General features: G+C 41.6%; 10 protein-coding genes. 2 read left to right on the plus strand and 8 right to left on the minus strand.

Going from position 1 to position 12,389, the window contains the following annotated elements; genetic code table 11:
• Positions 1 to 51: 51 nt before the first annotated feature.
• The 5 genes from FW757_RS12020 to dapB all read right to left on the minus strand — a co-directional run bounded on the left by FW757_RS12020 (position 52) and on the right by dapB (position 7,129).
• The gene (locus FW757_RS12020) at positions 52 to 1,098 is read right to left on the minus strand and encodes a S66 family peptidase (RefSeq protein ID WP_446441254.1); all 1,047 of its coding nucleotides are present in this window, start codon (positions 1,096 to 1,098) and stop codon (positions 52 to 54) included.
• Between the two features lie 128 nt (positions 1,099 to 1,226).
• Positions 1,227 to 1,703, minus strand: a complete 477-nt coding sequence (greA, locus tag FW757_RS12025; protein ID WP_145233085.1) for a transcription elongation factor GreA — start codon at positions 1,701 to 1,703, stop codon at positions 1,227 to 1,229.
• 49 nt (positions 1,704 to 1,752) lie between these two features.
• On the minus strand, positions 1,753 to 4,971 hold the full coding sequence (gene carB, locus FW757_RS12030) for a carbamoyl-phosphate synthase large subunit (protein ID WP_149982336.1): 3,219 nt from the start codon (positions 4,969 to 4,971) through the stop codon (positions 1,753 to 1,755).
• Positions 4,972 to 4,987: 16 nt separating this feature from the next.
• Positions 4,988 to 6,124 carry a glutamine-hydrolyzing carbamoyl-phosphate synthase small subunit gene (carA, locus tag FW757_RS12035; protein WP_145233083.1) on the minus strand — a complete coding sequence of 379 codons (1,137 nt, stop codon included), beginning with the start codon at positions 6,122 to 6,124 and terminating at the stop codon, positions 4,988 to 4,990.
• Positions 6,125 to 6,331: 207 nt separating this feature from the next.
• Entirely contained in the window at positions 6,332 to 7,129 is a 798-nt protein-coding gene (gene dapB / locus FW757_RS12040; RefSeq protein ID WP_145233082.1) for a 4-hydroxy-tetrahydrodipicolinate reductase, read from the minus strand.
• Between the two features lie 271 nt (positions 7,130 to 7,400).
• Here dapB and FW757_RS12045 point away from each other — a divergent pair, with 271 nt between their 5' ends.
• Together FW757_RS12045 and FW757_RS12050 are read left to right on the plus strand one after the other, a co-directional pair.
• A complete protein-coding gene (locus FW757_RS12045; RefSeq protein WP_145233394.1) occupies positions 7,401 to 8,714 on the plus strand; it encodes a Na+/H+ antiporter NhaC family protein in 1,314 nt (437 codons plus the stop codon).
• A 75-nt stretch (positions 8,715 to 8,789) separates the two neighbouring features.
• Complete coding sequence (locus FW757_RS12050) at positions 8,790 to 9,572, plus strand: nucleoside-binding protein (RefSeq protein ID WP_182717364.1); 783 nt, start codon at positions 8,790 to 8,792, stop codon at positions 9,570 to 9,572.
• A gap of 93 nt (positions 9,573 to 9,665) precedes the next feature.
• Here the strand turns inward: FW757_RS12050 and FW757_RS12055 are convergent, their stop codons facing one another.
• From FW757_RS12055 to pssA, 3 genes are all read right to left on the minus strand, one after another.
• Positions 9,666 to 10,196: a GNAT family N-acetyltransferase gene (locus FW757_RS12055; RefSeq protein WP_182717363.1), complete on the minus strand. Its 531-nt coding sequence runs from the start codon at positions 10,194 to 10,196 to the stop codon at positions 9,666 to 9,668.
• On the minus strand, positions 10,197 to 10,649 hold the full coding sequence (locus FW757_RS12060) for a GNAT family N-acetyltransferase (RefSeq protein WP_446441255.1): 453 nt from the start codon (positions 10,647 to 10,649) through the stop codon (positions 10,197 to 10,199).
• A 147-nt stretch (positions 10,650 to 10,796) separates the two neighbouring features.
• Positions 10,797 to 12,122, minus strand: a complete 1,326-nt coding sequence (gene pssA / locus FW757_RS12065; RefSeq protein WP_149982341.1) for a CDP-diacylglycerol--serine O-phosphatidyltransferase — start codon at positions 12,120 to 12,122, stop codon at positions 10,797 to 10,799.
• Between the last annotated feature and the right edge of the window lie 267 nt (positions 12,123 to 12,389).

Below are 12,389 nucleotides of genomic sequence, written 5' to 3' on the forward strand. Positions count from 1 at the left end.
TTAACGCCATTGCCTTAATATGCATCTTTATCACCAATTAGGTACGAAGTTCTATTGCAAAGTGGTCACTAGGCTCGCATTGAAGACTAAGCCTTTATCTATAGTGGCTTTAAAACTGCAAAACGCGCCATTCACTAAACATAAATTGGGTGCAACATGTCCGATATCAGCGTCGATGATAACTGGGAATAAACAATTACCTAACGCAAGCTCAAGGGCTTGGTAATAATCAATGTCTTGCTCTGGAGAGCTAAGCAAAGCACTACGCCCCAGAATAATACCGTTAATATCAGCAAACACACCATTTAACCGCAACGCCATTAAAGTACGGGCCACTGCTGTAGGTGAAAGATCTGCATTTTCTAAATAAAGTAGTAAACCTTCTGGCGCATATGTTTGCTTAAAGTTATGCAGATCAAGATATGGAGAAGCCAGTAACACGTTAAGTGAGTCTAAACAGCCACCAAATAACCGCCCCGTCAGCTCTACTTGCCTTGAGTCTTGATAGTTTAGGCAGCGCCATTGACTAGGCTGAGAATAATCAAATAATGCATCTGGCTCTTTTGCGTAATCAATCACTTTATTCTGATAATACTTGGCAGGCACCTGTTCGAAATAGCCATTTTTCTCAAGCGCCAGAACATCAAAAACTTGCAAGCAGTAATTGTCTTTCTCGTTAGGATGTAATTGCATTAGATTTGCAGCATGAAGTGTTACCCAACCACATCGCACTGTAAGCATACAGGCAAACGTGCTCACATCTGAAAAACCTACTAACCACTTTGGCTTGGCAGATTTAACCGCATTAAAATCAATATACTGAAGTATTTCCATGGCAAGCTCACCACCCCACGGCGGCATAATTGCGGCAATGCTGTCATCAAGTAAGAATGCCATTAGCTCATCAGCGCGTTGTTTTGCTGGGCTACTTTGTTGTCTTAAGCATTTACCTTCGACTACTTGGTAGCCACGGCGTGTTAAGCCAGAAAGTACGCGTTCCAGGCGTGGGTGAAAGATACTCTTAACACCGGATGAAAATGCGCAAATGGCAATTTTATCGCCGTTTTTTAATGCGTCAGGAAAAGTAATTGCTGTCATCAACATCTGCAAATTATCAATACGTTAGCTTAACGTACCCAATTTATTAAGAAATGTCGAGATTGTTTATGGCATAAAAAAACCGATGCAAGCATCGGTTTTTAAAAACGTGAAAATGAGTAAAGTAATTAAATGTACTCAACCTCAATGATTTCGTATTCCACGTCGCCTTTCGGGGTTTTAATGATCACAGCATCATCTGCTTGTTTACCAATTAAACCACGGGCAATCGGTGAATTAACCGAAATACGGTTATCTTTAATACTTGCTTCATCATCACCAACAATTTGGTATTTAACTTCAGCATCAGTCTCAACATTAACGATTGTTACTGTGGTACCAAAAATAACTTTACCCGTATTTGGTAGTTTAGTCACATCAATGATTTGTACATTTGAAAGCTTAGCTTCAATTTCTTGAATACGGCCTTCGCAAAAACCCTGTTGCTCACGCGCTGCATGATATTCAGCGTTTTCTTTTAAGTCACCATGTTCACGTGCAACTGCAATATCAGATACAATTTTTGGACGGGTAACTGTTTTTAATTCGTTAAGTTCTTTGCGCATTAAATCTGCGCCACGAACAGTCATCGGAATTGTTTGCATACTTTTCTCACTTAATCCCAAGGCCGATAAACGGCCTTGGCACATTTCCTTAGTTCAATCGCAGGTGTAGTTCTTGAACTGACGTCACTTTGCTGCGGTCGTCTGCTTGGTTAGCAGTACAGTTAGCAAATGCCGCATTCAAGGTCGTTGTATAGTTAGTTTTGTGTTGCAATGCACCACGACGTAACACCTTCGAATCTTCGATCGCTTGGCGACCTTCGGTAGTATTAACGATATAGCTATACTCGCCATTTTTGATTCTATCAAGAATGTGCGGGCGACCTTCAAATACTTTGTTTACACGACGTACTGCAATACCAGCATCTTCAAGTGCAGCGGCTGTGCCACCTGTTGCATCTAGTTCAAAACCTAGGTCTGTCATGGTTTTAGCTAGTTCAACAATACGTGGCTTATCGCTATTACGCACAGATAGTAACGCGCGGCCACCGCGTGGTAAAGTGTTGCTTGCACCTAATTGTGCTTTTGCAAAGGCTTCGGCGAATGTATCACCGACACCCATTACTTCACCAGTAGAGCGCATTTCAGGGCCACGGATAGGATCCACACCTTGGAACTTAGCAAATGGCAATACCACTTCTTTTACGCTGTAGTAAGGTGGTATCACTTCTTTAGTAATGCCTTGGCTTGCTAAAGATTGACCCGCCATACAACGTGCCGCTACTTTTGCAAGTGCCACACCGGTCGCTTTTGATACGAACGGTACCGTACGCGCTGCACGTGGGTTTACTTCGATTAAGTACACTTTGCCATCTTTAACAGCAAACTGTGTATTCATCAAACCAACCACGCCAAGCTCCAGTGCCATGTCAGTTACTTGCTTGCGCATTACGTCTTGCACTTCTTGTGATAACGAATGGGCTGGTAATGAACAGGCTGAGTCACCTGAGTGAACACCCGCTTGTTCAATGTGTTCCATGATGCCGCCGATGATCACTTGCTCGCCGTCGCAAATTGCGTCAACGTCAACTTCAATCGCATTATCTAAGAAACGGTCAAGTAGTACTGGTGCTTCATTTGATGCAGATACGGCTTCGGTCATGTAACGACGTAAGTCTTGCTCGTCATACACAATTTCCATTGCGCGACCACCTAGTACATACGAAGGACGTACAACCAGTGGGAAACCAATTTCAGCTGATTTTAAAATCGCTTCTTCAGTTGAAGTCACAGTGGCATTTTCAGGCTGAAGCAGGTTTAAACGCTCAACAAGTTGTTGGAAACGCTCACGGTCTTCTGCACGGTCAATCGCATCTGGTGAAGTACCAATTACTGGCACGCCGTTAGCTTCAAGTTCACGGGCAAGTTTAAGTGGTGTTTGACCACCGTATTGCACGATTACACCAACAGGCTTTTCTACACGTACGATTTCAAGTACGTCTTCAAGGGTAATTGGTTCAAAGTATAAACGGTCTGACGTATCGTAGTCGGTAGAAACCGTTTCAGGGTTACAGTTAACCATGATAGTTTCGTAACCGTCTTCACGTAGTGCAAGGGCTGCGTGAACACAACAGTAATCAAATTCAATACCTTGACCGATACGGTTAGGACCGCCACCAATAACCATGATTTTATCACGATCAGATGGGTTAGCTTCACACTCTTCATCGTACGTTGAGTACATGTATGCAGTATCAGAGCTAAATTCTGCAGCGCACGTATCAACGCGCTTGTATACTGGCACGATGTTTAATAAATGACGCTTTTTACGAATTTCAGCTTCAGACACACCGGCAATTTCAGCGATACGAGGATCAGCAAAACCTTTACGTTTTAACTTACGAAGGAAATCAGCGCTTAAGCCAGCCATGCCCACTTCGGCAATTTTAGCTTCGTCTTTTAAGATATCTTCAATCTGTACTAAGTACCAACGGTCAACTTTGGTTAACTGAAACACTTCTTCAACGCTCATGCCGTGACGCATTGCATCAGCAATATACCAAATACGCTCAGCGCCTGGCTCACGTAATTCACGGATGATTTTCTCTTTCGCTTTCGGATCGTCAAGTGCCACGATTGGGTTGAAACCCGTTGCGCCAACTTCCAGACCACGTAATGCTTTTTGTAACGACTCTTGTTGGTTACGACCAATCGCCATTACTTCGCCTACAGATTTCATTTGCGTGGTTAAACGGTCGTTTGCACCAGCAAATTTTTCAAAGTTAAAGCGAGGAATTTTTGTTACTACATAGTCGATTGATGGCTCGAACGACGCAGGTGTTTTACCACCGGTGATGTCGTTTTGTAGTTCATCAAGTGTGTAGCCTACCGCTAGCTTAGCCGCGATTTTAGCAATCGGGAAACCAGTTGCTTTTGAAGCAAGTGCTGATGAACGTGATACACGTGGGTTCATCTCGATAATAACCATACGGCCGTCATCAGGATTAACACCAAACTGTACGTTTGAGCCACCTGTTTCAACACCAATTTCACGCAGTACTGCCATAGAGGCATTACGCATTAATTGGTATTCTTTGTCAGTTAATGTTTGCGCAGGAGCAACGGTGATTGAATCGCCAGTATGAACACCCATTGGGTCAAAGTTTTCAATTGCACAAACGATAATGCAGTTGTCGTTTTTGTCACGCACAACTTCCATTTCGTACTCTTTCCAACCGATCAATGATTCATCAATCAATAGCTCGCTGGTTGGAGAAAGGTCTAAACCGCGTTCACAAATTTCTTCAAACTCTTCTAAGTTATACGCCACACCGCCGCCGGTGCCGCCCATAGTGAAAGAAGGTCGAATAATACACGGTAAACCAATGCGTTTGATGATGTCTTTTGCTTCATCCATTGAATGAGCAATTTCAGCACGCGGGCATTCTAAACCGATATTTCTCATTGCGATATCGAAACGTTCGCGGTTTTCTGCTTTATCGATTGCATCAGCTGTTGCGCCAATTAGCTCAACACCATGCTTTGCCAATACACCGTGCTTGTCTAGTTCTAGCGCACAGTTCAATGCGGTTTGACCACCCATTGTAGGTAGTACTGCATCTGGCTTTTCTTTTTCAATGATTTTTTCTACCACTTCCCAATGAATTGGCTCGATGTAGGTCGCATCAGCCATATCAGGATCGGTCATAATTGTTGCAGGGTTTGAGTTAACTAAAATAACTCGATAGCCTTCTTCTCTAAGTGCTTTACACGCTTGAGCACCAGAGTAGTCAAATTCACAGGCTTGGCCGATTACAATCGGGCCTGCGCCTAGGATAAGAATGCTTTTTATGTCGGTACGTTTTGGCATTGTTACTCCGGTTTAATTAGTTGTTACGCGCTTGCATCAAATCGATGAAGTGGTCAAATAATGGGGCTGCATCGTGTGGACCTGGGCTTGCTTCAGGGTGACCTTGGAAGCTAAAAGCAGGTTTGTCGGTGCGGTGAATACCTTGCAACGTTCCGTCAAATAACGATTTATGCGTAGCACGAAGGTTATCTGGTAACGTTGTTTCATCGGCAGCAAAACCATGGTTTTGCGCAGTGATCATTACTACGTTACGGTCTAAATCTTTCACTGGGTGGTTACCACCGTGATGACCAAACTTCATTTTCACTGTTTTTGCACCCGAGGCAAGGGCTAACAATTGGTGACCTAAACAGATACCAAAAATAGGAATTTCAGTTTCTAAAAAGGCTTTAATTGCTTCAATGGCGTAAGTACACGGTTCAGGATCGCCCGGGCCATTCGATAAGAAGATACCATCTGGGTTAAGTGCTAACACGTCAGCTGCCGAGGTTTGTGCAGGTACAACGGTTAATTTACAACCACGGTCTACAAGCATACGGAGAATATTACGCTTCACACCGAAATCATAAGCAACAACGTGAAACTTTTCATCGGCTGCGTTTAGAGTTTTGAACCCTGCGCCTAATGTCCAGCTTGATTCACGCCACTCGAAATTTTCCTTGGTTGATACTACTTTCGCTAAATCCATACCTTTTAAGCCTGGGAAGGCTTGCGCAGCTGCGAGCGCTTGGTTTTCATCTAATTCGTCACCTGCAATAATACAACCGTTTTGAGCGCCTTTATCGCGCAAAATACGGGTAAGCTTACGAGTGTCGATGTCTGCAATACCTAAGATATTACGTTCTTTTAAGTAATCATCTAACGATTGCTCGTTACGGAAATTACTTGCTAGCAGTGGCAAATCACGGATCACTAGGCCTTTAGCCCAAATGTGACTCGCTTCTTCGTCTTCGCTGTTAGTACCCGTATTACCTATGTGTGGGTACGTCAAAGTTACGATTTGTTCCGCGTATGAAGGGTCAGTCAGAATTTCCTGATAACCAGTCATTGATGTATTGAATACTACTTCACCGACAGACATGCCGTCAGCGCCGATTGCAGTACCGCGAAACACTGTGCCGTCTTCTAGAACTAACAGAGCGGATTTAGTCAAGTTAACCTCCTAACAGTAAAAAACGGGAGTAAAGTCATTTGCTTTACTACCCGTTTATAGCGATTGGAAACACGCAATTATGAATTTTTGGCAAATTAGCGCTATTTTATAGTAATTTGCCTTTTAGGTCTAACCCTATTTCAATAATCAGTAAAAATAAGCCCTATAAGCCAAAAAAGCCACCAAACACCCAAAAAAGTAACTAAACTACTTCAAGTCGAGGACATCTTGCATGTCATAAAGTCCTGCAGGCTTATTTTTCAACCAGCCCGCAGCTCTTACTGCGCCTAATGCAAAGGTCATTCGAGAACTTGCTTTATGAGTTAATTCAAGCCTTTCGCCAGAAGTTGCGAAATATGCGGTATGTTCACCAACTATATCTCCGCCTCGGAGCACCGAATAACCAATTTCATTTTGCGATTTTTCTGTTTCTACTCGGCTGCGATCAAATACCGCAACCTCATCATGCACCCACCCTTTTGCATCGGCAATTGCCTCACCAATGGCAAGTGCAGTGCCTGATGGCGCATCTATTTTATGGCGATGATGCGCTTCAAAAATTTCGATATCTAAATCATCACCGAATTTAGTGGCGGCGGTTTGCACTAAATTCAACAGTAAATTTACGCCTACGCTGTAATTTCGCGCAAACACAATTGGAATCTGCTTGGCAGCCGTTTGTAACGCCAGCATATCGTCGTCATTTAAACCGGTGGTGCCAATCACCATCGGGATATTTTGTGCAACAGCTGTTTTTAAATGCTCACGCATACCCGCTGGGAGCGTAAAATCAATCAGTACGTCGGTATTGTCAACGTTGCGTTCATCACTAAAATTAATTGTCGCAGGTGCTGCGCTATTTAATTGATTAACGGCAATATTTAATAAGGGAGAACTGCTGCGTACATAGGCTGCACTAAGCTCGGTATGATTATTTTTGTGAGCGGCTTCAATTAATGCCAACCCCATTCTTCCGTTTGCGCCAAATACGCCTATTCGATTCATATTAATAACCTATGCATTTTTTGTGTTGGCTAGATTTTATCTAAAACTCGTGTAATAGTCAGGTAAGCCTTTTAAAAAATAATAATAACAGATACCCATAGACTTTAGCCATCTATACATTTAAACTTCTTTCTTTGCGCCGATTTGGTCTTTGGCTTGCGGGCGCTGTTGAGGTACTTATCATTGTGGTAGGTATGACAACTAAATTCAGCTAAAAGAGGGATGTTTTGGCTGTGTTAGTTGTGCAAGAAGTTATCTAACGAGGAATATGATGCAGCCATCATTTAATAAAACAACAGCAAAACTATCTTTGCTCCCCCTATTAACCTTTGTGGCCTTATTTTTAGGTGCGGGTTTATACCTGCAATCACAAGGGGTCGATTACGCTTTTTATCAGCTCCCTGCCCCTGTTGCTATTTTACCGGCGATTATGCTGGCGTTTATGTTAAATAAAAACACCATTAACCACAGTGTAGAAACCTTTATAAAAGGTGCCGGTCACAACAACATCATTACCATGTGCTTAATTTATTTACTTGCTGGGGCATTTTCTGCCGTCGCAGGTGCAACAGGCGGCGTGGATGCGGTTGTTAACGCCGGTTTATCACTTATTCCACCAGCATTACTTTTACCGGGCTTATTTTTAATTGCAGCGGTAGTATCTACGGCCATGGGTACTTCAATGGGCACTATCGGGGCGATTGGCCCGATTGCGTATGCGGTCTCTATTAAAACCGGTATTGATCCAGCATTAATGGCCGGTACGATTGTGTCAGGTGCGATGTTTGGCGATAACTTATCAATTATTTCTGATACCACCATTGCTGCAACGCGTACCCAAGGCTGTGAGATGAAAGATAAATTCCGTGAGAATTTAAAAATCGCATTACCAGCAGCTATCCTCACTATTGGTTTATTATTCTTTTTAACTCCTGCGGCTCAAGCAGTAGAAACTAAAGATTACGATATTCTATTAGTACTACCTTATGCATTTATTTTAGTACTAGCGGTGATGGGCTTTAATGTATTTGTGGTGCTGTTCAGCGGTATTATATTTGCGGCACTGATGGGCTTTACTGGCAGTTATGAAGGAGCCAGCTTTGTAAAAGACATTTATAAGGGCTTTACTGATATGCAAGAAATATTCTTGCTGTCGATGTTTATTGGTGGCTTATCAGAGTTTATTCGTATTAACGGTGGCCTTGATTATATCGCGCAAAAGATTCAAGCCATTACTAAAGTCATTGCAAAATGGCACCGAAAAGTGGCAGATCAACTTGGTATTGCCGCGTTAGTTATGACCAGCAACGTATGTATAGCGAATAATACCGTGTCGATTATTGTTGCCGGTCCTATCGCCAAAAAACTTGCCGATGATGGTGAGATCAGCGGTAAGCGTTCAGCAAGCTTACTGGATATTTTCGCCTGTGTTACGCAAGGATCTCTCCCTTATGGTGCACAAGCGTTACTACTTGGCGCAACATTTAAAATTAGCCCATGGCAAGTATCAACCTCATCTTACTACTGCTTTATATTGGCATTTACTGCTATAGCTGTAATTTGTCTACGCCGAAATAAGGCATAAATACTTAACCAGATGCGCTCACGTTTGGGCGTATCTGCTATACTTTGCACTTTACTCCCCATTAAACATATAGTTATGAATATAAAATCAACATTATCTTTATTCGCCCTTTGTGCAGTTAGTACATCTAGCTTTGCTGCAAATTGGAGCACAACGCAACTACATTTAAACTACGGCGATTTTAAAAACCCATTTACTGAACAAGAAGCAGGTACATCAATCGCTTCACTGCAACACGCCTCTGGCTATGACTATGGTGATAACTTTTTCTTCATAGATTACATTAATGATAATGTTGATGATGGCTATCAAGACCGTGACTTTTATGGCGAATGGTATTCAACTTTTAGCCTTTCTAAAATAACCGGTAATGACTTTTCGTTTGGCGCTATTGCTGACGTTGGATTAACAGCGGGCTTTAACGCCGCAGGTGATGCTAAGGTATTGAAGTATTTACCCGGTGTTAAAGTAAATTGGCAAGCGAAAGGATTTAGTTTTTTATCAACCCTAGTTACGGCCTATATAGATGATAACGAGGGTGTTGCGCGTGGTGGCGCGCCTATTGAAACTAACAGCTGGATGCTAGATGTTGCATGGGGTTACCCGTTTTCGATTGGTTCACAAAAATTTAATATAACTGGCCATGTTGAATATATTGCTGAGCGCGAAAATGAATTTGGTGAAGATGTTAAGGCGTGGATCTTAGCGCAGCCTATTATTACTTGGGACTTGGGTAATGCCATCAGCATGAAAGAAAACACCTTACTACTTGGCCTTGAGTGGCAATATTGGCACAATAAGCTAGGGACCGATACCACTGAGTCGGTACCGCAATTTCATGTTGAGTGGACGTTTTAGCGAGTTAGCGAGTTAGCGAGTTAGCGAGTTAGCGATAATAATAAAGCGCGATATTAATTGTATTGCGCTTTTTTTACTTACCATGAACACAGATCACGTTAGCTTTATTTCATAAACACCCAAACGCTGCTGTTGCTGATTAGCAAGGAAGATTGATGTCTCTTTTTGATAATATTTAAATTGTGCGCCTGCGCGTTGCACAACCTTTATACTCGCTAAGTTTTCCTCTAAACAACAAAACTCAATCACTTTTGCATGACTATTATTTTTTATATAAGGCACTATTTTAGTAAGCACTTGATTCATGGCTCTTTGCCCGCGTGCAAAATCAGCTAACCAATAACCGCATTCAGCACCTTTACTGTCAGGATCAATGTGTTTAATACCAAATACACCGCTTAAGCGATCCTCTATATATACCGCAAACCACTGAGAACCTGCTTTACCGCTGTGTAGTCGTTCATATATATAACGTTTAGTTGAATTAACATCTATTGCGTAATCCACCCAAGGTAAAAATTGACTCAGATTTTCCCGACTATCGGCGATAACTTGGTAAAGTTCAACTGCGTGACTAATATCTAATGGCTTTAAAGTTATTGAATCTGAAATCACCAGTTCCATTTAGTCAGCCTCAACTACTTTTGCTAAACGCATATGTAGCAGCGGAAACGGCTTTCCTTGACCATCTAATTCAGAGCGCCCTATTTGCTCAAACCCTCTACTTAAATAAAAACCATGGGCTTTAGGGTTTTGCTCGTTAACATCAACATGAGTTGCTGCTAAATTATCAATCGCGTAATTAATTAAGAACGTGCCAACCCCCTTCGCAAAGAAAGTCGGCTCAACAAACAGCATTTCAATATTGCCGCCAGCAACGCCAATAAACCCAATTATTTTTCCACTGTTGTCTTTACAACAAAAAAGACTAACAGCATCAAAATAATGTGCCAAAATCAATGGTTTCAGTTCATCTATGTGTTGTTGGGTTAAAAAGTCATGGGTATGAGAAACGCAAGCTTCCCAGATCTCAATTAAAGAGGCGTAATCTTTTTTCTCGGCGGATTTAATAAGCATTGTTAGTTCCTTTGAATATTAAAATAACCATCATCAGTTTTGCAAAAATATTGTAGCGGAGTTGGGCAACAGCTCCGAGGCTAAATCAACAAAAAGCAGCGTAAACGCTGCTTTTATAGTACTTACATTTTAGTCTCTAACTTTACGTTAAATAAAACGCTTAATAATAAAATCAACTTTGACACGCTTAGCTTGCCCCAGCAATTTTTTAACCGCTGGCGGGTAATCGTCCATGGTTTCTAAATCTTCGGCACCGTTTAAACGACGACAGTGTTGTAATATCTCGGCTCTTTCATTGTCGATTGCTGGCATGAGACTTTGCTCAGGATCTTCTAATAAAATGCCATTTTCGATATCTAATCCCCAGGCACGAGGATTTAAATTATGGCCACTCAATAAATGATATTTACGATCAGCACAAATACCTTTCAAATGAAATGAGTTACTTTCATGCTGCCACAAATACACATTTAAATTACCGTTAATAATATGGCGCTTTTGCGATTTTAAAAATTTATGCAAAATCGTTTCATACAAGTATGGCAAAGCCCCTATTTTACTAAATGGTTCACTTGGTGGCAGGTAAAAATCATTCGCCGTTTTATCGCCTACTACGATTGTTACTTGCTTGCCCTGTTTTAGTAAGCGGCGCAAGGAACGCATTAACGGTGCAGGAAAATTAAAGTATGGGGTATACAGCACTAACTCTTGCTCGGTGGCATCAAATAAGGATTTGATCACACGATTAAGCTCGTTATTACGTCGTCCCAGTCCTAAAAATAGTCGCACGCCAAGTGCTTGCTCATTTTGCTCCACACTGTGAGCGTAGTTAGCTTGCTTTAATGAACGCATCAATTGTTTTTGTGCGATTTTAATATCATTAAACTTTGTTAAAGGCCGCACATCAATACGTGGAACGGCTTCAGAACTCAACAATTCATGTTCAATAAAGTCAATCACAGAATCACATAGTGAGGCCTGCTCGACTAAAAAATAGCGATCTAACCGGTAGCGCTCTTGATACTGCAAATACACATTATTTAAACTCGCACCGCTGTAAAGCAGCGTATCATCAATTACAAAACCTTTTAAATGCAGCACCCCAAAAAGTTCTTTTGCTTTTACTGGTACGCCAAAAATTTGTACATTTGATTGATATTTTTCTTGATATTCACAATATAAACTGGCGTTACCATCTGACTTTGCCGCACCAATTAAACCGCGTTGGGCACGATGAAAGTCAACCAACACTTTTACATCTAATGCGGGGTTTGCTAATGAAGCCTGATGTAACGCTGCTAACACTTCACGCCCTGCTTCATCATCTTGCAGATAAAGTGTCGTAATATAAATACGTGTTTTTGCCTGCGCAATCAGTGCTAGTAAATGCGTGCGATATTCTTGTGCATTGGTTAAGACGTTAACGTCTTTTGAAGTCAACCCGTACGCGGGTTTTTCCTGCCAAAATAACATAATTGCCTATTCACTTAGGTCACCCTTAATCAGGGTCACAAATCAAAATTAGTTAAAACATATCAAAAAAACACAGTTTGGTCATGAATTAACGTCGCATGCTGAGTTAATACTGAATTAATAGCTCAGATATCATACAAATCGTACACTTATCATGATTCTAGTACACAATATTTGACAGCTTTGTGATTTAGAAAAAAAAATAATCGCCGCTTTTATTTACTTCCCTCTTGTTTCTCTTAAAATCGAGCGCATTAATACGCTATT

The sequence above is a fragment of the Pseudoalteromonas sp. 1181_04 genome (assembly GCF_052850545.1).

Excerpts from the sequence above, each read along its gene's own strand:
- FW757_RS12050 (WP_182717364.1), top strand. The coding sequence starts at position 8,790 with ATGAATATAAAATCAACATTATCTTTATTCGCCCTTTGTGCAGTTAGT.
- greA (WP_145233085.1), bottom strand. The coding sequence starts at position 1,703 with ATGCAAACAATTCCGATGACTGTTCGTGGCGCAGATTTAATGCGCAAA.
- FW757_RS12055 (WP_182717363.1), bottom strand. The coding sequence starts at position 10,196 with ATGGAACTGGTGATTTCAGATTCAATAACTTTAAAGCCATTAGATATT.
- FW757_RS12020 (WP_446441254.1), bottom strand. The coding sequence starts at position 1,098 with ATGACAGCAATTACTTTTCCTGACGCATTAAAAAACGGCGATAAAATT.
- carB (WP_149982336.1), bottom strand. The coding sequence starts at position 4,971 with ATGCCAAAACGTACCGACATAAAAAGCATTCTTATCCTAGGCGCAGGC.
- dapB (WP_145233082.1), bottom strand. The coding sequence starts at position 7,129 with ATGAATCGAATAGGCGTATTTGGCGCAAACGGAAGAATGGGGTTGGCA.
- FW757_RS12060 (WP_446441255.1), bottom strand. The coding sequence starts at position 10,649 with ATGCTTATTAAATCCGCCGAGAAAAAAGATTACGCCTCTTTAATTGAG.
- pssA (WP_149982341.1), bottom strand. The coding sequence starts at position 12,122 with ATGTTATTTTGGCAGGAAAAACCCGCGTACGGGTTGACTTCAAAAGAC.
- FW757_RS12045 (WP_145233394.1), top strand. The coding sequence starts at position 7,401 with ATGCAGCCATCATTTAATAAAACAACAGCAAAACTATCTTTGCTCCCC.